This window comes from Neisseria sp. HMSC067G12 (assembly GCF_001812725.1).
In the GTDB taxonomy this organism is placed as follows: domain Bacteria; phylum Pseudomonadota; class Gammaproteobacteria; order Burkholderiales; family Neisseriaceae; genus Neisseria; species Neisseria perflava.
In genome coordinates this window covers 1-23,782 of the sequence record NZ_KV810190.1, presented here as the reverse complement: position 1 = coordinate 23,782, position 23,782 = coordinate 1, and the positions used below count along the sequence as shown (strand labels likewise).

The 23,782-nt window shown below is 39.2% G+C and carries 17 protein-coding genes; 16 read left to right on the top strand and 1 reads right to left on the bottom strand.

Annotation, left to right across the window (positions count from 1 at the left end):
- A partial coding sequence (locus HMPREF2871_RS12055; RefSeq protein WP_168163728.1) for an RHS repeat domain-containing protein occupies positions 1-1,183 on the bottom strand: 1,183 nt, incomplete at its 3' end.
- 335 nt (positions 1,184-1,518) lie between these two features.
- Between HMPREF2871_RS12055 and HMPREF2871_RS11325 the strand changes: the two genes are divergently transcribed.
- The 16 genes from HMPREF2871_RS11325 (at position 1,519) to HMPREF2871_RS03190 (ending at position 23,669) form a co-directional block, all read left to right on the top strand.
- A complete protein-coding gene (locus tag HMPREF2871_RS11325; RefSeq protein WP_049337065.1) occupies positions 1,519-2,073 on the top strand; it encodes a TagF domain-containing protein in 555 nt (184 codons plus the stop codon).
- A 4-nt stretch (positions 2,074-2,077) separates the two neighbouring features.
- Positions 2,078-3,136: a type VI secretion system protein TssA gene (gene tssA, locus HMPREF2871_RS03260; RefSeq protein WP_049337063.1), complete on the top strand. Its 1,059-nt coding sequence runs from the start codon at positions 2,078-2,080 to the stop codon at positions 3,134-3,136.
- Between the two features lie 77 nt (positions 3,137-3,213).
- The gene (tssB, locus tag HMPREF2871_RS03255; protein WP_004520044.1) at positions 3,214-3,732 is read left to right on the top strand and encodes a type VI secretion system contractile sheath small subunit; all 519 of its coding nucleotides are present in this window, start codon (positions 3,214-3,216) and stop codon (positions 3,730-3,732) included.
- Between the two features lie 31 nt (positions 3,733-3,763).
- Entirely contained in the window at positions 3,764-5,263 is a 1,500-nt protein-coding gene (tssC, locus tag HMPREF2871_RS03250) for a type VI secretion system contractile sheath large subunit (RefSeq protein WP_004520043.1), read from the top strand.
- Positions 5,264-5,343: 80 nt separating this feature from the next.
- Entirely contained in the window at positions 5,344-5,826 is a 483-nt protein-coding gene (locus HMPREF2871_RS03245) for an Hcp family type VI secretion system effector (protein ID WP_003761730.1), read from the top strand.
- 165 nt (positions 5,827-5,991) lie between these two features.
- Entirely contained in the window at positions 5,992-6,807 is an 816-nt protein-coding gene (locus tag HMPREF2871_RS03240; RefSeq protein ID WP_004520042.1) for a type VI secretion system accessory protein TagJ, read from the top strand.
- A 33-nt stretch (positions 6,808-6,840) separates the two neighbouring features.
- Positions 6,841-7,353 carry a type VI secretion system baseplate subunit TssE gene (tssE, locus tag HMPREF2871_RS03235; RefSeq protein WP_004520041.1) on the top strand — a complete coding sequence of 171 codons (513 nt, stop codon included), beginning with the start codon at positions 6,841-6,843 and terminating at the stop codon, positions 7,351-7,353.
- Positions 7,350-9,326 (top strand): type VI secretion system baseplate subunit TssF, encoded by a 1,977-nt coding sequence (locus tag HMPREF2871_RS03230; RefSeq protein WP_049337059.1) that lies wholly within the window; start codon positions 7,350-7,352, stop codon positions 9,324-9,326. Before tssE ends, HMPREF2871_RS03230 begins: the two co-directional genes overlap by 4 nt.
- On the top strand, positions 9,323-10,363 hold the full coding sequence (gene tssG / locus HMPREF2871_RS03225) for a type VI secretion system baseplate subunit TssG (protein WP_049343524.1): 1,041 nt from the start codon (positions 9,323-9,325) through the stop codon (positions 10,361-10,363). Before HMPREF2871_RS03230 ends, tssG begins: the two co-directional genes overlap by 4 nt.
- A gap of 85 nt (positions 10,364-10,448) precedes the next feature.
- A complete protein-coding gene (gene tssH / locus HMPREF2871_RS03220) occupies positions 10,449-13,100 on the top strand; it encodes a type VI secretion system ATPase TssH (protein WP_004520037.1) in 2,652 nt (883 codons plus the stop codon).
- 135 nt (positions 13,101-13,235) lie between these two features.
- The gene (gene tssJ / locus HMPREF2871_RS03215; RefSeq protein ID WP_070629668.1) at positions 13,236-13,859 is read left to right on the top strand and encodes a type VI secretion system lipoprotein TssJ; all 624 of its coding nucleotides are present in this window, start codon (positions 13,236-13,238) and stop codon (positions 13,857-13,859) included.
- 33 nt (positions 13,860-13,892) lie between these two features.
- Positions 13,893-15,236: a type VI secretion system baseplate subunit TssK gene (gene tssK / locus HMPREF2871_RS03210; RefSeq protein ID WP_049337057.1), complete on the top strand. Its 1,344-nt coding sequence runs from the start codon at positions 13,893-13,895 to the stop codon at positions 15,234-15,236.
- Between the two features lie 24 nt (positions 15,237-15,260).
- Positions 15,261-16,496, top strand: coding sequence for a type VI secretion system protein TssL, long form (tssL, locus tag HMPREF2871_RS03205; protein WP_004520033.1), 1,236 nt, complete (start codon positions 15,261-15,263; stop codon positions 16,494-16,496).
- A gap of 58 nt (positions 16,497-16,554) precedes the next feature.
- Positions 16,555-20,112, top strand: coding sequence for a type VI secretion system membrane subunit TssM (tssM, locus tag HMPREF2871_RS03200; protein ID WP_049343522.1), 3,558 nt, complete (start codon positions 16,555-16,557; stop codon positions 20,110-20,112).
- A gap of 130 nt (positions 20,113-20,242) precedes the next feature.
- Complete coding sequence (tssI, locus tag HMPREF2871_RS03195) at positions 20,243-22,516, top strand: type VI secretion system Vgr family protein (RefSeq protein ID WP_004520031.1); 2,274 nt, start codon at positions 20,243-20,245, stop codon at positions 22,514-22,516.
- A gap of 16 nt (positions 22,517-22,532) precedes the next feature.
- Positions 22,533-23,669, top strand: coding sequence for a DUF2169 family type VI secretion system accessory protein (locus tag HMPREF2871_RS03190; protein ID WP_004520030.1), 1,137 nt, complete (start codon positions 22,533-22,535; stop codon positions 23,667-23,669).
- Positions 23,670-23,782 lie beyond the last annotated feature (113 nt).

Sequence of the window (23,782 nt, the reverse complement as noted above, 5' to 3'; positions counted from 1 at the left end):
TTCGGTAGGCGAAACCGCGCAGTTTTTTGCCGTCTCGTCCGTAAACGGCGGTCAAATTGCCGCAGCCGTCGTAGTCGTAGCGCACCAATTCCTTGCCGTTGAAGGTGACGGAAGTAAGGCGGTTGACGTAGAAACGTTCGTCTTCGGAAACGAATACGTCCCGTTCTCCGGCCGGGTCGAAGTCGGGATCGTTGTCGTGCAGACGGGTGGAGGAGAATACGGGCTGAAAGTGTCGGCCGCTGCCGTCGTAAATGCTGTGCGGCAGCCCGTTGTCGTCGTAGCAGAGGCGGATATGGCGGCCGTTGCGGTCGAGTTGTGCGACCAGTTGGAAAATGCCGCAGCCGGAATCGACTTCGGCAAACAGCAGCCGTGCACCGCCGTCGGGGGAGGCGATTTGGTAGAGGTCGTCTGAAATCTGAGAAAAGAAGATTTGTTCGTAAGGATCAAAATAGGCGTTATCCAGACCGTAGGGATCTTCTTCGGCGGAAGCAGGTCTTGGGGCAGCCTCTTCTTCATATAAATCGTCTTCATCTTCGTCGGCTGCGGAATAAGGCTCGTCCGCTTCGTCGCTGATATCCGGCAACGAAATTTCCCTGCCCTGTTCATCAATATAGAGGAAACCGTCGGCAGTGCGGACAAGACGCATGGAGAACGGCAGCGACCAACCCTGTCCCAGCCAGCCGTTGCCTATTTGGTCGGAATAGTAGCTGCGCTGCCAAACAAGTGGAAGCGGGGAGTCAAATGCAAAGTCAGTCTCTGTTTCATCAAATAATACTTTGATACCGAGTACGGCATTGACAGGATTACCGATAGCTGCTGCAACCTTACAGGGAATACAGTGACCATGACCAGAAGTAACTACCCCACCATCAGAACCTGCTCCGCTGCCCCCGCCAAAACCACTGACCATCTTTCGTGAAGGCAGTCTAACACTAGGCAAACCTGGGACCATTGAAGCGAGCGAAACCACATCAGATACAGCATCAGCCACATTAGCTGCAGCAGAGTCAGGAGCAACCAAAGAAAGGGCACTAGAGGCAACATCGGCCACCATCTCTATCACATCTACCGGCCCGGCTGCATTAGTCAGCGGCTCAGGCGGATTGGCAGAACCTTGAGACACCATGGCAGGTGCAGAAGGCTGAGGAACAAGAATACCTATGGTGTTACCGGAAGAGGACATGCGATTACTCCGTCGAAATCCTAATTAATCTACAAGTAGAAACCTCAAAACAAGGAACCTCAATCACTTTCTGAGGACTTTGAACACATTATTTTGCAAAAATTATAACAAACAATAAGCTATAAATAAAACTGTATTTGATAAACTTTATTATCTATACTATCATATAGTAAGCGCATATTTTTAAAGATTATTTACATTTCTTTAGTTATTATTTCAAGTGGTTTAAATTTATATTTATCAACACATCAAATTATGCTAGAGTACGAGTCTTAGCAGTTGTATCTAATTAGCAACTTGGGAATCTAAAAACTCTTCTCTTGTGATGACTACTTATGTTTAAGCAAAATGAAGTCTATTTTTTTGGCAAACTGAATCAATCCCGTGATTTTATTTTCTCCGAGAATCTTCAAACTCATGATAGATTCTTTTGGGATAACTGGTTTAACCGATGCTCCGGCCAAAACAAATTAATTTCATTCACTCGAAAAACATATTCCCCTTTGCAAATTTGGCTATTTTGCATCAAATTACCCGATGATCTTATTTATACTGGTATGGCTGCTGGTAGTTCTGATAAAATTGGCAGAAAATACCCATTTGTGTTATTTTATAAACCTAGCTCTATTCCCGAATCACTTGATTCTCTTTTTTTTCTTTTAAAGAAAAAAAATTCCTTTCGCAAGATATTAAAAGAAGGGGAATATTGTATCGAAGATTTTTACAGTAGTGATACAACAGAGAGCTCTATCCTCTCTGAATCCTTTCACAACTTTTTATCTGATTCAGACGGCATTGGTAGTTTTTGGCAAGAGATTGAAAGCGGTTACCACATAAAACATGAAGGCCTCCCCTCATGCTCACTGTTTAATAAGTTATTTGGATTATAAGTAGATGAACACATTTCCTCGATGGGACGAGCCTATCTCTATCGACAGTCCCGAAGGTGTAAATATCGAATACGATAGCCGCTTTTTAGAACTACAAAGCGTAGCTGAAGGCAAACCAGAACAACAATATGGTGACACGATTATTCCGGCAGAAGAGGCCGACTGGGCAACAGTAGAAAAGTTGTGCAATCAATTGCTAGCCGAGTCTAAAGATTTACATGTCTTGGCTTATTATGCACAAGCTCTTACTGCCAAACATGGACTCGTAGGGTTCTACGCTGGCTGCGAAGCAATTAGAGCTAATATAGACTTATATTGGGAATCCATTTACCCCAAACTTGAAGATGAAGACGGTGAATTTGATCCCTTTTACAGGATCAATGCCCTTAGCTCCTTTACTACACTTGATGGCATCATCAAAGAGATTCTTGCATCTAAATTATTGATAAATGGGTTAACTCAACAACCAATTACTGTCAAAGAAGCTGTTTCCATACTACAAGGAAATGATTCACAAAATTATCCAGGAGGTAAAGAGCGGCTAATGCTCGATATTAGAGTAAATGCCGATACAGGGAAACCTGAATTAACTGCATTAATTCAAGCATTGGACTGTCTGAAAGACATCCAACGCATTTTCTCGTCTAATTTACAGGATGAACACTCACTTGATTTTGATGTTATTCAGAAACCCCTTACCCTAATTCACAAAGCCATCAACTATAATGATGGGAGCACTCCCTCAGTACAACAGACAGAACAGCCTGAGTTACCCTCTGAAACTAACAGCTTGGCTATTACGCAAGAACAATCTATTCAAGAGGCTGATGCATGGCGCCGTCTGAATATTAAAAATCGCGCTGATGTTGATCTGGCTTTAGAGAAAATCTGCATTTATTTTGAAACTCTTGAGCCCAGCCACCCTGCACCACTGTTTATCCGCAGAGTGCAACGACAAATGAATATGAACTTTTATGACATCATGAAAGATATTAGCCCAGAAAGTATTGTCAATTTAGAAGTTTTAATTGGCAAACCAGATGAAGATACAGCAAATTCCTAAAATTAGTAAACCTCATCCACAATTTCGTAAATATCTTTTAGATATACAACATTATTAATTATCCTAAGGTTATAACCATGTCACGAAATAAATCATCAGGTCAAAAGTTTATTGCCCGCAATCGAGCTCCTCGCGTGCAAATTGAATATGACGTAGAGTTGTATGGCTCAGAGAAAAAGATTGAACTGCCTTTCGTTATGGGTGTTATGGCAGATTTGGTTGGTAAACCTGTCGAGCCACTGCCTGACTTGGCCGAACGAAAATTCTTAGAAATTGATGTAGACAATTTCGACGAACGCATGAAAGCCCTTAAACCTCGTGTCGCCTTCAACGTAAAAAATACATTGACAGGTGAAGGGAATTTGAATGTAGAACTCGAATTGGAAAGCATGGATGACTTCTCACCGGCTGCGATAGCTAAAAAAGTAGCACCTCTAAATGAGCTTTTACAGGCACGTACAGAACTGTCTAATTTACTCTCATATATGGATGGTAAAAGTGGGGCTGAAGAACTAATTGGAAAAGTCTTAGGAGACAGCGAATTACTAAAAAGTCTTGCAGCCGCGCCCAAATCAACATCCAAAAATGAACAATAGTCTCTAATAAAACTAGAAGTGAAAGTAAATCATGGCTGAAAAACAATTAGATACCCTAGAAAATGGCAGTTCGCAACATGTGTTTGCAACCAATGAATTTGAACAGCTGCTTCAAAAAGAATTCAAACCTAAAACGGAAGAAGCTAAAAGCGCTGTAACTAATGCAGTCGCAACATTGGCTCAGCAAGCCTTACAAAATGTCGTCACCATTTCAGATGATACCTATCAAACCATTGAAGCAATTATTGCCGAAATTGACAGAAAGCTTTCTGAACAAATCAACTTGATCTTGCATCATGAGGACTTTCAAAAGCTTGAAGGTGAATGGCGCGGCCTGCATCATTTAGTGACCAATACCGAAACAGATACTTTACTGAAAATCAAAGTATTACCTATTTCCAAAAAGGAAGTTGCTCGTAATTTAAAACGCTTTAAAGGTACGGCTTGGGATCAAAGCCCACTCTTTAAACGTATTTATGAGGAAGAATACGGCCAATTTGGCGGTGAACCCTTTGGTTGCTTAGTAGGTGACTATTATTTTGATCACTCTGCCCCTGATGTAGAAATGCTCAATAGTCTTGAGAAGATTGCAGCGGCTGCACACTGTCCATTTATTGCTGGTGCATCTCCCAAATTAATGCAAATGGAGTCTTGGCAAGAATTAGCTAATCCGCGCGACTTAAGTAAAATTTTCCAAAATGCCGAATATGCTCCATGGCGAAGCCTGCGTGAATCCGAAGATTCACGTTATATCGGTTTAGCCCTGCCTCGTTTCCTGTCTCGCCTGCCTTATGGTGCCACAACAAATCCTGTAGACGAATTTGACTTCGAAGAGGAAACAGAAGGTGCAGATCACAATAAATATACTTGGGCCAATGCTGCTTATGCAATGGCAGTAAATATTAATCGCTCATTTAAATACTATGGTTGGTGTACCGCTATTCGCGGTGTGGAATCAGGCGGTATCGTTGAAAATCTTCCCTGCCACACATTCCCAACCGATGATGGTGGTGTAGACATGAAATGCCCAACAGAAATCGCCATTAGCGACCGCCGAGAGGCAGAATTGGCTGCATTGGGCTTTATGCCATTAATTCATCGCAAGAACACGGATTTAGCTGCATTTATCGGTGCGCAATCTTTGCATAAACCATCTGAATATTATGATCCAGATGCTACCGCCAATGCACGTTTATCTGCTCGCTTGCCTTATTTATTCGCATGCTGCCGTTTCGCACACTACTTAAAATGTATTGTTCGTGACAAAGTTGGCTCATTCCGCGAACGTGATGACATGGAACGCTGGTTGAACGAATGGATTATGAATTATGTAGATGGAGACCCTGCCAACTCTACGCAAGAAACGAAAGCACGCAAACCATTAGCTGCTGCAGAGGTAGTTGTAGAAGAAGTAGAAGATAATCCAGGATACTACACTTCTAAGTTCTTCCTGCGTCCTCATTATCAACTTGAGGGGCTTACCGTTTCTCTACGCTTGGTTTCCAAATTGCCTTCGACTAAACAAGAATAGTCAGGCTTAGTTTATTTAGTTGGGTATATTTAGTGCCCTGTTGTTAAATCGCTTGTATTTTTTAACTAGGAGAGTAAAAAATGGCTATTGATATGTTCATGAAAGTTGAAGGTGTAAATGGCGAATCAAAAGATTCTAACCACAAAGACTGGACTAACATCGAAAGTTTTGACTGGGGTGCAGAGCAACCTGGTTCAATGACTAGCGGTGGTGGCGGTGGTGCCGGTAAAGTCAATTTCAATGACTTGACCGTAGTTGCTGCTATCGATAAAGCAGCTCCAACCATTTTGAAAAACTGCGCTACTGGCCAACACTTGAGCAAAGTAGAAATTTCTGTATGTAAAGCTGGTGGTGAACAAATTGAATACTCACGCACTACATTAGAAGATGTCTTAGTGACCGGTGTGAAATTCATTGGCGTACAAGACAATGATGCTCTGAAAATGCGTTATTCATTCCAAGCTGCAAAAGTGAAAAACCAATATTGGGAACAAACCGATAAAGGTTCTAAAGGTGCTGAAGTTCAAATGGCCTTCAATATCAAAGAAAACAAATCTGCATAATTGATATGTAGATTTAATTAAAAAAGCCTGACTTAAAAGGCGTTTTTAAGTCAGGCTTTATATATAAATGTTTTCACTTTTCAGACGGCACTACTTAACTGAAAAATTAATCTTGTTTTTAACTTCTATTATTCATCTTTATAAATTAAATAAGGGATCATTGAAATGGATTTGAAGACTAAATTATCAGAGATGATTGAGCTTGTACGTTCAAATCCTGACAATCAAGAACATCGTTTAGCACTGATTCAATATCAGTGTCTGTGCGCAAAATGGGAACAGGCTTTAAAACAGATTGGACAATATCAAAAACTGTTTCCTCATACCCAAAAACCTTTAATGCTTTATCTTATTGAAAATATTTCTGCTGAAATGCGGCGTCAGGCAGTTTTGGAAGCCCAACAAAAACCAAAAACACTAGAACAACACGCAAGCAAACTTGATATTCTTCAAAAGCAACTCTCTTTAGTTGCCCATGTTTCAGAACAGAAAAATAAAGCCCTTGTCGATGATTATACTGTGCTATCTGAGAATATAGAAGGCTCGCCCGTACATATTACTTACCTTTTAGCAGATAAATCAGTTTCCGAGATTGATAGTGACTGGATTATGGATGGAGACGTACGTACCGCCTTCGTTTATGAATATTTCTATCAAGGTCACTACTACTGGCAAACATGGAATTCTATTGAAAATATTTCTTTCAAGACACCAAGTTCCTTACTGGACATCATTTGGAGGCCGTCTGAAATCAAATTTACTAATGGTGAATGTATTCAATGTACCAGCCCTGCTCGTTATGCTGTTATGCCTGGTGAAGAAACAGCATGGTCAGATCTACTAATGAAATGTTCACAAACTGACTGGATAGAAATAGCAGAGCAACTCTTTACAGGGGTTGGTCAAAAAACTTTGTATACCGACAACCATGATTTTGGCCTTTTAGATATTTGTAATATTAGATTTGAACAAAATCATTAAAATCTATCCATCTTTCAAACCCAACAATTAAACATGTCGCAATTCAAAAATCAACTGTTACCCTCTTTATTTGACAGACTAACAGATGAAGAGCCACGCAGAAAAAAAGAGGCACGCTCCGATCAGGTCATTAATCTTGATCAATATCGGCAAGCAGTACTGCGTGATATTCTTTATCTACTGAATACATGCAACATGCAAGCAGAAACTATGGGGATTGACCTAACTGAAAATGTACGCTCTTCTACATTAAATTATGGTATCCCTCCCCTTTCTGGTATTAATTTTTCCGATATTGAATGGCAAGATGTGGAACAGAATATCAAACAAGCCATCATCGATTTTGAACCGCGTCTTGAAAATAAGACTCTACAAGTGATCGTAAATACCTCAGACGATGATGACGATGCTTTACACAATAAACTCATTATTGAAATCAAAGGTTACCTGAAACTCAATCCTTATCCTAAAGAATTCTTGCTCCGAACCAGCATGGATGTTGAAACAGGATTGTTTGACTTATTAGATGGGGGAAATGGGGCTTGAATAATAAATTACTGTCTTACTACAACAAAGAGCTAACTTTTCTAAAGGAAATGGGTAAAGAGTTTGCAGCCCAATATCCTAAGATAGCCTCAAGATTAGCTTTAGATACAACTGATATTCCTGACCCCTATGTTGAAAGACTCTTGGAAGGGGTAAGTTTTCTTACTGCACGCACCCAACTTAAACTGGATGCGGAGTATCCTCGTTTTGTCCAAAGAATCTTAGAAGTTGTTTATCCTGACTTCATCAATCAAAAACCGGCTGCAGCTATTGTCAATCTAGAGCCTACTAATCAATATAACGCTGATGTGATCAATCTACTGGAACGAGGAAAAATATTAAGGTCTCTGCCTATTGATGAATTTAGAGTAAGTTGTCCATTTTCTGTAACTAAAACTACTGAAATTCTGCCACTTCGTATTGAAAAAGCCAAATATACTGACTCAATAGGTTATTTACCAAACGCACTCCCTGCACTCAAACAATCCTCTGGTAAGAAAGTACAATCTGCCTTGCGTTTGGATTTTTCATTGAGCGTACCAGGTACATGTTCAGAGATGTTGCCAGATGAATTATCTATATTTTTGGGTACAGAGCTTTCCAAATCATCTTCATTGCTGTTTCTATTGGCTTCTGAATGCGTGGGTGTTGTTTGCCACAGTTACGAAAATCCAAAACAATGGTATTACCCATTACCTACTACACCAGAACATCGTGGTTTTCGAGAAGATGAAGCCTTATCATTTAATTTAGATAAATCGGTGAGTGCATTCCGAATTATGCAGGAGTATTCACGCCTACCGGAAAAGTTTCTATTTATTTCTCAAAAAAATATTAAACAAGCCGTCCAACAAGCCGAAAAAAAAGGACACTTACCTAAAGTACCTGAACATTTAGAGGAAATCGTAAACGATAAGGGAGTCAATAAAAAAATTATTACTTATCGTAAACGCTATTTTAGTCTTTCATTTTTATTCAGTAATAAAATACCTGAATTAACTGAGCTGATCGGTGTAGATGATTTCTCTGTAAATGCCGTACCAGTCGTCAACTTATTCAGAAAAAAAAGCTCACGCTTTCCGGTAAATATTCAAGATCAGGAGTACCATGTCGTTATCGACCGTACCCAGCCCCTGAATTATGAAGTCTACGCTATCGAGCAAGTAAAAGGCTTTGATACCAACAACCTTCAAACCGTAGTATTTTCACCAATGTACAAAGCACCGGATATAGGACTCTTTCCTGAGTCCCAAACTCAACATGCTTATTTTTCTGCTCGTCGTGCTGATAGAGTACCATCCGAAAACTCAGCTAAAAATGGTTTTCGCTCTTCCTATTTAGGTAGTGAGGTATTTTTATCTCTTGCTAATAATCAGAATTACGCCTTTAATTCAAACATACAACACCTTTCTGTCGATACTTGGTGTACAAGCAGAGATTTGCCTCTAATCATGCCTCGAGACGGAGAATCTGACTTTCTTATTGAGGGATTTTTGCCAGTCAAATCAATTAAACTGATTTCTAAATTAACAAGGCCTCAAGAAGCAGTAAGTGAAGATAGGACACTTTGGTCATTTTTAAATCAATTGAGCTTAAATTACCTATCGCTCTTGAATACTGATAAAGAAGATGCGCCTGTTGCTTTGAAAGAGCTTTTAACAGTATTTGTTTCTTCTGAAAGCGATTTACTGAAAAAACAGATTGAATCAATTACACGAGTTGAAACCTCAATTATTAACAAAGTAGTCCGTCATTATGGAGTTGCAGCCCCTATCAGAGGAATCAACATTACCATTACACTAGACGAAGCTCAATTAGGCGGCGTCCATCCTTTCCTATTTGGATCAGTTTTAAACCATTATTTCCGACGTTTGGTGTCTATTAACTCATTTGTACAACTGAGAATTGACACGCTCCAGCAAGGTCATATTGCTACTTGGCCGTCTGAAATTGGAGAGAGAATGATTATATGAGTCCAGTCAACCCTAAAACAGATTTTGGTGACTCATTAGACAATGCTTGGGATGAAAAACTTACAGTCTTTTTAAATAAAGTTTCCTCTCAGCCGTATAAGTATGATTATTTTTCACTCTTGCGCCAGCTTGAGTCCGTTAAATTTATTACTGGTGGGCAAATATTAGGCAAAGCTATTAGCCCCAAAATGGAGAAAATAAGGATCCACCAAAATCCTTCGCTTACTTTTGCCCCACGCAATCTCCAATCGGTAACCTTATCACCACATTATGTAGAAATTTCCATTAATGGATTTGGTCTGTTTGGCCCATCTGGCCCACTACCTCTACATTTAACCGAGTATGCTTATGAACGCCAACATCAACACGGTGACCGGGCATGGGCAGGTTTTGCAAATATGTTGCAACACCGTCTGGCTATCTTATTCTATCGAGCATGGGCTAATGCCCAAAGCATTACATCTTTAGATAAAAATGCTGAAGACCGCTTCGGAAAATATATTGCCAGTTTTAACGGCCTTAACATTCCGACCACACATAACAAAGGCTTAATTCACGAATTTGCCAAACGTTATTTTTCCGGTCTATTGATAAAACAAAGCCGATCTGCAGTCAACCTGCAACAACTGCTCACTCGCTATTTCCAAGTTCCCGTTAACATTCAAACTAACGTGGGGTACTGGGTTAAGGTTGAAGAAGAGAAAACGCAAATTGGGATTATGAGTAACTACACACTTGGTGATGGTTTACTACTAGGTGACAAACTCTATGATGTGCAAAGTAAATTTCGGATTATTATTGGCCCACTTACCTTACCAGCCTACCAATCATTCTTTAAAGACGGTATTAATACAGCCCGTTTACGAGAATGGGTTCGTTTATTTGCCGCAGAAGAATATGAATGGGACATTCAACCTATTCTGATGCAAAAAGAAGTTCCACTGATGGATTTAGGAGGGAACACTCAACTCGGCTTATCAACTTGGCTGGGAAATGTTTCCCGAGACGCAGAAGACTTGATTGTCAGCAATCATTAATCGGCTTTTCAGACGGCCATCGTCGATAAAAGCTTTAGAAAACTATTTTTGGACATATTTGAAATAATTTAACTAAGGACGTCTTATGTCAAACATCAGCCGCAGCGTATTATTTGGTAAGTTAAATACTACTTTGTATAAAACTTTGGAAAATGCCTATACCTTCTGTCGTCTTCGAGAAAACAGCTATGTTGAATTAGTACACTGGCTACACTCTCTACTTCAAACTGAAAAAACAGATATCTTCTGCCTGATAAATCAGTTTAACTTAGATGAAGTCAAAGCACGAAAAGATGTATTGGCTGCAGTAGAAAAATTACCTGTTGGTGCTACTGCCGTTATTGACTTCTCCGAACATATCCAAACCCTTGTCGAACAAACTTGGACATACAGTTCACTAAAATTTGGTACAGACAAAATCCGTACAGCTCATATTTTCTATACCATGCTGCAAAATAAGACTTTACAGGGTATTCTGGCCAATATTTCATCTGAGTTCCTGAAAATCAAACCGGAGACATTGGCAAACAATATTATTGCTATTACTGCTAACTCTGAAGAGAATCTTGATGTTACCCAGAATGCCTTATCTTCCGAGCCTAATGCTACCCACAAAGAAAGTGCCTTAGCTAAATACGGCAGCAATCTTACCGAAAAGGCTAAAAATGGCGAAATAGATCCAATCACAGGCCGTGACACTGAAATCAGACAAATGATTGACATCCTAATGCGTCGCCGTCAAAACAACCCGATTCTTACAGGTGAAGCCGGTGTTGGTAAGACTGCTGTGGTTGAAGCTTTGGCATTACGTTTAGCTGCCGGAGATGTTCCGCCTGGGTTGAAAGACGTTCAATTAATTCTATTGGATATCGGTTTGCTCAAAGCTGGTGCCAGTGTTAGCGGAGAATTTGAATCACGCCTCAGAGCAGTTATGGATGAAGTAGAATCCAGCCCAACCCCAATCGTGCTATTCATCGACGAAATCCATACTTTAATTGGTGCCGGTGGAGCTGTCGGTACTGGTGATGCTGCCAACTTACTCAAACCTGCATTAGCTCGTGGCAAACTTCGTACTATTGGTGCAACCACATGGGCAGAATACAAAAAATATTTTGAAAAAGATCCTGCCCTAACTCGTCGCTTCCAAGTTGTACAAGTAGATGAACCCGATGAAGAAAAAGCCATCAACATGCTTAGGGCATTGAATGCTTCTCTAGAAAAACACCATAAAGTGATTATTCTTGATGAAGCAATCCAGGCTGCTGTAAAACTTTCTCACCGCTATATTCCAGCACGTCAGCTCCCCGATAAAGCTGTAGGCCTGATTGATACTGCCTGCGCACGTGTTGCAGTCAGCCAACATGCTGTACCTGGAAGCATTGAATATCTACGCAAGAAGTCAGAAGCATTAAAACTTGAGCAAGCAAATTTAGAACGTGAGAAAAAACTCAGTTTTGATTCTGAAGCTAGAATCACAAATATTGGTAAAGAATTAACTGAGGTTGAAGGCCGTCTGAAAAAATTAGAAGACAGATGGAAATCTGAAGCAGACTTAGTTGCCGAGCTATTGGCTGTACGTGAACAAATCATGCAGGTTGAACAAGAAACAACCGATGAAGAAAATAAACAGTTGCGTACCCGCCAAAAAGAACTGGTTACTAAATTGAAAAAACTGCAAGGCGTCCAACCTTTGGTTATGCCGTTAGTAGACAGTCGTACGGTTGCTGACGTTGTAGCAGACTGGACTGGAATTCCTGTCGGAAAAATGATGAAAGACGAGGTTGAGGCTGTATTACAGCTTGCTGATACCTTAAATAAGCGCATCATCGGCCAACGCCACGGTTTGGATGCGATTGCCCGCCGTATTCAAACTTCACGCGCCAATCTAGACAATCCCAACAAGCCTATTGGTGTTTTCATGCTTGCTGGCCCTTCCGGCGTGGGTAAAACCGAAACTGCACTGGCTCTAGCCGATACATTATATGGTGGTGAACAAAACGTGATTACCATCAACATGAGTGAATATCAAGAAGCTCATACTGTATCCACTTTGAAAGGAGCTCCTCCAGGTTATGTCGGCTATGGTGAAGGTGGCGTATTGACTGAAGCTGTACGTCGTAAACCTTACAGTGTTGTCTTACTCGATGAAGTAGAAAAAGCACATCCAGATGTTCATGAAATCTTTTTCCAAGTATTCGACAAAGGCTGGATGGAAGATGGCGAGGGCCGCTATATCGACTTTAAAAACACCATTATCATTCTTACCACCAACGTTGGTACAGATTTAATTATGGATATGTGTGATGATCCCGAAATGTTGCCTACTCCAGAAGGCCTAACTAAAGCCCTGCGTACTCCCCTGCTGAAAACTTTCCCAGCTGCTTTATTAGGCCGGATGCAAGTTATTCCTTACTATCCGCTATCCGATGATATGCTCTCAAAAATTGTTGAATTGCAATTAGACCGTATCGTAAAACGCATTAAAGATAATCATGGCATCGACCTACACTATACCCCTGAAGTGTTAAAACTAATCACTTCACGTTGTACAGAAGTTGAATCAGGTGGCCGCATGATCGATGCGATTCTTACCAATACGGTTCTACCACAAATCAGCCAAGAACTACTTACCTGCGCAACACAGGGGAAACAAGTTTTGAGCGTAAATATCGACGCAAGCAATCATGACTTCAATTACCAATATAAATATAAACTTAGAAAGAAAAATACTTTATAATTCTAAGTAAAATAAGAAATCTTAGTATTTCGATCGACAGTCATAGACCAACTAGTTCCTAAAATCTAGGCTGTCGATTAATTTAAAATTTCTATCATTAAATACAATCACTATTGATGTACCTAGGTAACCAAAATGCATGGAAAACTGATAAAATATATATCATTTGCAATGATATCTTTGATGGTAAGCGCATGCGCATCCAACCATAAACCACCAAAAGAATCTGACGAAAGTGGAGAAAAAATTGATGTACAAATCATAGTTTCTCCCGATGTCAATCCAAATTTAGTTGATCAACCTTCCCCCATAAGATTGGATTTATATCAACTGTCATCTGATGGTGAATTTAAAAAAGCAAACTATTTTGATCTTACTAATAATGCTAAAGAAACTTTAGGAGACAAATTAATTCAACAAAACCAATTCATGTTACACCCTGATACGGTTTCTGTATTACCTATCAAGATGGATTCTCATCTGAAATACCTAGGTGTTGTTGCCAGTTATCGTGATTTGGATAATAGTCAATGGAAATTAATTTTATTAAAACAAAAACAACGATGGTATCAGTTTGGGAAACACTATTTCTACGTGAATATTGGGAAAAATGAATTATATCAATTATCGAAATCAGAGATGCAAGAAATGCTAAAAGAATATAAAGAGCGCCATCCTGATGATCCGACTATCAAAGAAAATGGGAAAACTCGTAAGAATAATAGTGATCTGAGCAAAGGCATTTTCCGCGAGGAATAAATACTTATATATAAATAATTTGAGGTTGAATGCATGGCAATTGAAGCAAAAGTAGTTTGGTCGGAGGGAATCTTTATTACCCCACAGCATTTCCAGCAATTTGAACGTTATCTTGAGTCTGGATTACGTCAACTAGCTGTTTCTAAAGAAGGTTATTTTTGGGGATTTTCATCTTTAGTACTGGATTCAGACGGCCTCAAACATGGTGTTCTTGGTATTCGTGAAGCAGAAGGTATTTTTCCTGATGGTTCTATATTTGTGTTTTCCCAAAAACAACTTGAAAATTTAAGCTTAAAAGTACCTGCAAACATAAAAGATACCAAAGTTTGCTTAGCCATTACTCTGCCATCCTCTGTCAATAATGAGATTGACTTTCTAAATCAAAATTCTGCTCACTCTTACCGATATAAAGCATTTGAGAAAACCCTTGCAGATACAACAAACTCCGAATTAGACGGTCGCCAAATTACACTAGCAGATCTTAATCCTACATTGATTTTAGAAAATGATTTAACTAGCAATCAAACTGCCCTTCCTATTGCAGTTATCCGATCCAGTTCAGCAGACTTTGAAATCATTCTAGACGAATCATATATTCCACCTTCCCTAGGAAGCCAAAAGCAACAACACCTAAAAGCTTACATTTCAGAAATATATGGCTTATTAATGCAAAAAAGCAATAGTCTAGCTAACGCTGTAAACGACCCGAATACCGGAGGTTCTGTTGAAGTAATGGACTTTATGATGCTTCAGACCATCAATCGGTATCTGGCTTATTTGCATCATGAAAATGAAGGCGCTCGTCAAACTCATCCAGAACAATTATTTGTCAACTTATCAAAATTATGTGCTGATTTAATGACTTTCCTTCCTTCACGCAAGGTAGGAGATGTTCCTATTTATGAACACAATGATCTAGCATCATGTTTTGGTAAATTATTTTTTAACTTGCGCAAATCACTGTCTATTGTACTTGAACAAAGAGCAATTAGAATTCCATTAGATTTGCGTGATGAAGCAACCCGAGTCGCCCAAACTCCTGATCAAAGCTTACTGGATAAAGCTTCATTTGTCCTAGCCATCAAAGCTGATATGCCTAACGAAGCCTTACGCCAAAAAATTCCAAGTGTAGTAAAAATAGGTACTGTAGAAAAAGTTAAGGAATTGGTTGCTTACCATTTACCTGGAATTAAAGTTCATGCGTTATCCGTGGCACCAAGAGAATTACCATACCATAGTGGTTATGTTTATTTTGAATTAGATAAAAAACATGAATTATGGGATATGTTTGATACTTCCTCAGGTATGGCTTTCCATTTGGCTGGTAATTTCCCTAATTTAGATGTTGAATTTTGGGCGATTAAGTCTTTAAGTTAATTTGATTTAATTTGGAATTTCATTATGAATAACCAGAATAATACTGCAAACAACGCAGTAAATGTTTATAACCCTTTAATTGAAGCTGCTAAACCTGTTCTTATCTTGGCTAACTCTATGCAGCAAACTACTAGTCAATTATCTACTGACAGCCTAATTAATAAATTCTCTCTCTTAATTAATAATTTTGAAGAGAATGCTGAAAAAAATGGAGCTAAATATGATGCCATTCAGGCTGCAAAATACTGTCTTTGTACATTTGTAGATGAATTAGCAGTCCGTGCAGGCTGGGCTGATGAAACTTGGTCAAAGAATAGCTTATTAGTATCTTTTTACGATGAAACTTGGGGTGGAGAACGTTTTTTTGAAATCATTCAAAATTTGAAACAAGATTCTGATAAGAATATTGATTTATTGGAGTTTATGTATTTATGCCTACAATTTGGTTACAAAGGTAAGTACCAGGTTCTAAACAATGGGGAGCTTGAGATCGATAAAATTAAAAGGGACCTACTTGCCTTAATTCACAGTAAACGACCTGACCAAACTGCTAATCTTTTTAAACATAACCCGATTATTACAAATAATATTCAAAGGAAACGCAGGCTTGCTATTCCTTTATGGGTAGTAGGCGTATTAGGAGCTGTTGCATTAGGTGTAGGCTATTTTACAATGCAATGGTCATTAGGAGATAAATTCAATACAGCCAGTACAAAAGTAAACAGCCTCAAACTCCCTTCAGTAATCACCAAACAACAGGATACACAAAAAACAGTCCGACTACGGCCTTTATTGGAAAATGAGATTGCTAGAAAATTAGTATCTGTGGAAGATTTTCAAGACAGAAGCACTGTTACTATTTTAGGTGATGGCTTATTTGAATCCGGCTCTGCACAAATTCAAGACCAATATTATCCTGTTTTGGCTGCGGTTAGCCAAGCCTTAGATAGTGTGGAAGGACAAATTATTGTTACGGGATACACTGACAATCAGCCAATTCAGAGCTTAAATTTTCCATCCAACTGGCATTTATCACAGGCTCGGGCAGATGCAGTAAAAGAAATTTTATTGAATTACGTTAAAAATGGTGGAACACGCATCCGTTCTGAAGGGCGAGGCTCAACCGATCCTGTAGCACCAAACGATACTTTGGAGAACAGGGCTAAAAACCGAAGGGTTGAAATTACATTATTTACTACAGAAACTGGACCCAAACTAGGTAGCACAGTCGAAATAAAAAACAATACCTCCAATCCTTAACAAAACGGTAGTGCAAACACACAATAATCTATTTTAGATTGATACGGAAAAAATAGACATGAAAAAAATTATTTATTTTCTAGGTTCTCGCTCTTTATGGGTGATGTTGGGTATTACTGGCCTAATTATATTAGTATGGTTTATTGGCCCATTAATCTCCATAGGTGAAGTTCGCCCCTTAGTAAGCAAAACTATTCGTTTTGCAGTGTGTGCCACTATTATTGGTATTTGGTTGGCTAAAGCTGTATTTCGCCAATATCGTGAATCCCGACGAAACGCTGCTTTATTGAAAGAAATTCGAGCAGCCCAAGAACCTATTTTAAAAAGTGCAAATGATGTTAGCTCTATGAGCCGCCAGTTTGCTGAAATGGACAAAGTATTAAAGAATGCTAAATTTTCTAAATCTAAAAACAGTTTGTTGGCTAGACTAGAAGAAGGTCAATACCTCTATCAAATGCCATGGTATGTTGTCCTAGGGGCAGCAGGATCTGGTAAAACGACTGCACTCAAACGTTCTGGCCTTAACTTCCCCTTAGAGAGCACTTTGGGGACATCTGTAAGTGGCCTAGCAGGTACACGAGATTGTGATTGGTTCCTATCGGATGAAATAGTATTTCTCGATACAGCTGGTAGATTATCTTTACATGACAATCATAGCAGTAAAGATTCTAGTGACTGGGAAGAATTTGTAACGCTGCTACAACGTTACCGACCTAAACAGCCAATAAACGGAGTATTGGTTACTGTAGGCGTAGATGATTTATTGGGCGGAAAAACCAATATAACAGAAATCTCAGTAGAACTGCGTAAAAGAATCCATGAAATGCATACTAAATTAGGTATACATTTTCCAGTTTATCTTATGATAACCAAATTAGATTTATTGCATGGTTTTAATGAATTCTTTAACCATCTAACTGAAGAACAAAGAAATCAATATTTAGGGATTCCTCTATCTAATACAGAAGGAATGGAAACCCCTATCGCTACTGCTTCTAATGCCTTAGCAGATATTGTAGATAAATTACGCTCCTCTATGTTGGGTACTGTTCACCAATTAGAATCCACTGAAGACAAGGCTGCGGCTTTTGCATTCCCTGAGGAGTTCGAGCGTCTTAATCAGGCCGTACTTTCCCTATTTAAAGAACTGTCTAAATCTTCAAAATTTGAGCAACCTATCGCATGGAGAGGTGTTTATTTTTCAAGCTCAACTCAAACAGGACAACATCTCAACCCTATACTGGAAGGTTTGCAAAGTGATTTCCAATTATCTAAAAAATACTTGGATTCAAACCAGGCCTCTACTCAGAATAACGAACATAGCTTTTTCTTAAATAGACTATTTGCTGACGTTATTTTAAGCGAGGCAAATTTGGCTGGTGAGAATAAATCTTGGTTTGTCAAAAAACAAATCTTGTATTGGCTAGGTATTGGAGCTATTGCAACTGTAGTAATCGCATGTTTGACAATGATGTTGAATAGTTACTCCAATAACCAATCATATCTTGAACAGGTTGATAAAAAAGCAACTGACTTAGCTTCAGATGTAAAAAAATATACAGACGGCCCTGATTTACTTAAGGCTGTAACATTTGCTGAACAAGTTAGAGATACAACTACCAGTAAAGAAATTCCAGATTTATTATCCCCTCCGCTCAGCTATCGTATTGGCCTTTATCAAGGCAGCCAAATGAAAGATGTTGGGGAGTCAGCCTATTATAGAATTCTTCAAGACAACGTAATGCCATTAATCAGCTATAAGTTGGATGAACTTCTACGCACAGCTAATGGCTCCAACAATATTAATAGCTATGATGCATTAAAAGCTTATCTTATGATGTTCCACAAAGAACATTTTGATGCTGCTTTTATGCAAAACTGGTTAATGTCCAATTTGTCTAAAACAGAATCATCAGGTATGAGTGACCAACAAAAAAAATCTGTTGAAAAAGCTCTGAATCAGATTCTTTCAAAACAAAGCATTACACCAAGCGTTCCCTATGATGAAGAATTAGTAGAACGTCGTAGACAGGAAATTGCGCAAAGAGACATTGCAACCATGGTATTAGAAGATACCATAAATACAGTTACTCTCTCTGGAAAGGGAGGAGTTACACCTGTATCCTTTTCAAGTATGGGTGGAGTGCAAAGTCACTTGTTATTCCGACGTAAGACTGGTGGAACTCTGAAAGAACCTATTAACTTTATTTATACCAAAGAAGCCTACATTACTAAAGTTTTGCCTGCTATGGTTAAATCTGCAGAGCAGTTTTTTAATGAAGACAACTGGGTATTAGGTGACTATGCTTCTTTAAGTCAAAGCAAGGCATCTGTCCTTTCTGATGCCCAAAGAATCTATTTCAGTAATTACATCAAAGTTTGGAATAGTTATTTATCTGATTTGTCATTAGTAACACCAAAGTCATCACGAGAGAGTACTCAAATTGCTAAGCTGCTATCTGAAAAGAACTCACCTTTAGTCAATATTATTAAAGGAATTAGTGATAATACGACTTTAACTATTGACAAACGAATAACAGAAAAAGCTGGAAGCAAAATTACTGATTGGTTAAATAGAGCGGGACTCTCGAAACTCTTAGAGAGTGAAGAGGGGAATAATGTAAAGAATGAATTAGCTGCTTTAAAACAAGCAACTCCAGTCGATGATGCTTTTGCAGATTTCCATATATTAACTGAAACCACTAATGATCAACCTCCAGCTATTAATAACGTTACAGAAGCTATAAATGATTTATATGTTTATTTAGTTGCCGTTAATGTTGCTGTAGAAAAAGGAGTGGACTTACCACCTGATGATCCTTTCGTAAAATACAAGGCTGAAGTAAATAGACTGCCACCTCCCTTTCGCCAAATGTTAGATAACTTTTCTGAAATTATTCTGAAAAACACTAACAAAATTGTTGATGAAAAAATTTTATCTACTTTAGAAAAACAAATGGCCACATTGACTAATAGTTGTCAAGAAATACATCAACAAGGATACCCTTTCGATAAAGGATCGGAGGACAATGTCGCATTAGAGAGTTTCACCAGTATATTTGGTCCCAATGGTATCTACAGTAAATTTACCAACTTGACTGGTGAAGCTGCCGTATTGGCACGCTCAGAAAAACTGGAAACTTTAACTGCTAAAAATGATGCGTTTAAAGATCGTTTTGCAAAGCTAAATGATATAGCAGACATTCGACAAGGGTATTTTGATAAAGGATCAGAAACTCCTACATTCGACTTTTCAATTAAAGTTTTAATTCTTGATACCAGTTTAGAAAGTGTAAATATTTCATATGCAGGTAAGAGCTATGTATACAGCCATGGTCCTGTAAATCCTGTAACCTTTACTTGGCCATCCAAGAGTGAAAATGCTTTAGCTAAAATAGATATCTCATCTCCCCAAATCAACAGCGCAGGTATTAGTTCAACTGGGCCGTGGTCAATCTTCCGCCTTATTGAAAAAGGTAAAATTATTCGCCAAACAGGAAATACCACTGTTGTCGAATACAATATTAAAGGAAAAAATCTTATACTTGAATTTACTACTTCTACTGCCTTTAATCCATTTAATTTAAGTAAATTACGGAATTTTCAGTGTATTTAAAAGTTTCAATAGAGATGTAAATAATATTATCTAAAATATCACTTCCACATATTTTATCCCTATTTAAAATATAGGATAAAAATACTTCTAACCGGAATATTGGTTTAAGATTGACAAGGAGTTTCCCGAAATGAATAGAACTATCGTTGCTCATACGCCTTTGGGATCACAACTATTATTCAAAAAAATGCTTGGAACAGAATCCGTTTCAAATCTGTTTGAGTTCAATATTACATTGGTCTCCCCAAACCCAAATTTACAAGGCAAAGATATTATTGGTCAGTTTGTAACATTGGAAATTGATACTGAAGCAAGCAGTCCTCGTTACCTAAATGGTCTGGTTACCGATTTCGGTTATATTGGAGAAGATGAGGACGAGGAAGGTTATCATGCCTATACTTGTACCACTCGCCCATTCATGTGGTACCTCACTCAAAATACAGACAGCAGGGTTTTCGTTGATAAGTCCGTATTAGATATCGCTAATGAAGTCTTAGCACCATTCGGATTCCCATACCAGATAAAATGTCAAAAAGGGTATCGAACAAGAGGCTTTTGTGTTCAATATCAAGAAAATAGCTTTGATTTCTTAAACCGCCTATTTGAACAAGAAGGTATCTACTATTATTTTGCCCACAGTAACGGTTCACATGAGCTGGTTATTACTGATGATGTCGGTGTTTTAGAAGCTATTTCATCCCCTAACATCCCCTACCACTCTCGAAATACTGCACCAGGGGCACCAAATATCGCCTATATTGATATTTGGGAAGAACGAGATGCTTTAAAATCTAGTCAATTTGTTACTCGAGAATACAATTATAAAAATGCTAAAGTACCGATGATGTCTTCAGACTCAGTTCATGACTTTAATTCGGTATCTATGGAACACTATGACTTCTACACAGGTTTTAGTGATGTGGCAGAAGCACAAAATTACAGTCAGGTTCGTAGTGAAGATTTGAAAAGCCAAACCAAGATTATTACTGGCTCAGGCACTGCACTGACACTTGCTCCAGGTTATACGTTTATCCTGAGCAAACACCCTCATGCATCTTCTAATACCGAATATACTATTTTAAAAGCTGATTATGATTTCGAAGAGGCAGGCTATACGTCTGGAGACCGTATTGGCAAATTTAGAATTTCATTCCGCGTATTACCTAAATCTTATCCATACCGCCCTCCTCTTAAAACTCCCAAGCCAAAAGTTTTAGGGACACAAGCAGCTACGGTAACAGGACCTGCAGGTGAAGAGGTCTACACCAATGAATATGGCGATATTAAAGTCCAGTTCCACTGGGATCGCTATGGAAAAATGGATGAAAACAGTTCCAACTGGGTACGAGTAACTCAGGGCTCTGCTGGTGCTGGCTATGGCTCTATTAATACACCACGCATTGGCGAAGAAGTACTGGTTGATTTTATTAATGGCGATGCTGATCGACCCATTGTATTAGGCCGTCTGTATAACAGCGCAATGTCGCCACCATGGGGATTTCCTGCTGCAGCTAAGCAATCCGGTATCAAGAGTAAAAGTTTTAACTCTCCATTAGCCAACTTTAACGAACTGATGTTCAATGATACTGCTGGGTCTGAAATGGTCAACTTCCAGGCACAGAAAGACTTGACCTCACTTGTTAAGAATAATGAAACCCGTAACGTCAACAACGACCGAACCACTACAATTGGTAATAATGAAACTGTAACAGTAGTAGGTGATCGAGCTAAAACCGTTCAAAAAAACGAAACTGCCTCAATTACCCAAAACCGTACCAAATCAGTCGGCCAAAACGAAACTTCCAGTATTACCCAAAACCAAAGCATTAGTGTTGGCCAAAACCAAAGTACTTCTGTGGGTAAAGATCAGAGTGTTTCTGTCGCTAAAAATCGAACCCATTCTGTTGGCCTCGATGAAAACATTGGCATCGGAAAAAATCAGGCTTTAACCGTAGGCTTGGATCAAAACGTTTCTATCGGCAAAAATCAAGCATTGACCGTTGGTGCCAATCGTAACAAAACCATTGTATCCAACGAGGTAAGCAGCATTGGTGGCAATAAGCAGGAAACCGTCAGCCTAAATGGTATGAGCAACGTTGGTATCGGACAAATGACCAACATTGGCGCTGGCTATATGCTAAACGTCGGAGGTGGTTGGATGACCAACGTTGTTGGTGCCGAAATGCATAGCGTTGGCCTAGTTATGGGACTTAATGCAGGTTTAAATATTGGCCTTAATGCCGGCAATAAAATTACCTTATCTGCTGGGAGCAAAATTACCCTTCAAGTAGGCAACTCAATGATTGTAATAGATAAAAATAAAATCTCTATCGTTAGTAAAAAAGTTAAGATCGTTGGCACTAATGTAGTAGATATGGATGGTAAAAAAGTCGATATCAACTAGAAGAAAAGGTATATAAATGTTCGAATTGGAGAACTTTACCTGCTTTCATACGCAGCAATTTAAAAACATCGACCAGTTAGATCGAACATATGATGTCGTAGTTGCTAAAGTCAGTTATGAGTTTGAAATCGATCCTGTAACTGGAAAAACCGTACTTAAGTTTGCCCAAACGCAGACGCCTCTTACATTTGCAGATACTTTTTACGGTGAACCATCTCAAACTTCAACTCAGTTTGAAAGCGACTTCTGCCTTTATAAACCTAAAACTGATTTAGTGGTCAATGCAATCGCCTATGCACATGATGACACTCCCGCTCGGCAACTTGCTGTAGCGGTGAGTGTTGGCGATTACCAAAAAAGTCTGGCTCTTACTGGCGAGCGCTACTGGGTAAGAGAGATAGCCGGATGGTCTCTAAGCGAACCAGATCCTATTCTCTCCTTGCCCATCCGCTATGAATTTGCCTTTGGCGGTAGTGCAGTTGAAGACGATCATGAGGGGCATCAGCAAAATCCTGTCGGTATTGGTTATTATCCCAAATCCCAACTCAAACAAAATGGGTTCAAAAGGATATTAAAGGCTCACCAGATTTATGACCCAAGCCATCCGGTACGAGATCCTGCTGAAAATGTTGCTCCTGAAGGATTTGGCTTTATGCCCCGTTATTTTGCGCAACGGGCACAACATTCAGGTACTGCCGATGCAGAATGGATAGCTAACCGTGCACCTTTATTACCAAAAGATTTTTCTATGGCTTATTGGAACGGTGCTCATCCTTCCCTTCAATTGCCACATCTAAAGCCTAACCATATCTATACACTAGGATTTACCGGCATGGTACATTCCTTTCAAGCGCCCAATCAGTACTTTACTGTCGAACTACCGGTAGAGACTGTATTTGTACATGCCCATACCGCATCTAATATGTCTTTGTGTAAAGACATGGTGTTGGATACCGTACTCGTTGATGTAGAACAACGCCGCATCGACTGTACATACCGGACTTCTTTTGCAGAAGAGCTGGAAATTTCTGCATGTCAACTCAGGTTTATTGCTCGACATGAACGGGCAGAACAAATCGCAGCCGCAGTTGCATGCCATACTTCACAAGACAAATTTATCCCGATACCGCCTTCTCTTGCGGCACTCGCGTAAACAACTAAAAGACCGTCTGATTATCAACCGATTGTAGCCAATTTTTCAGACGACCCCATCCCCCCAACAGGAGCACCCAATGGCCGTCAATAAAATCGCCCGTAAAAGCAGCA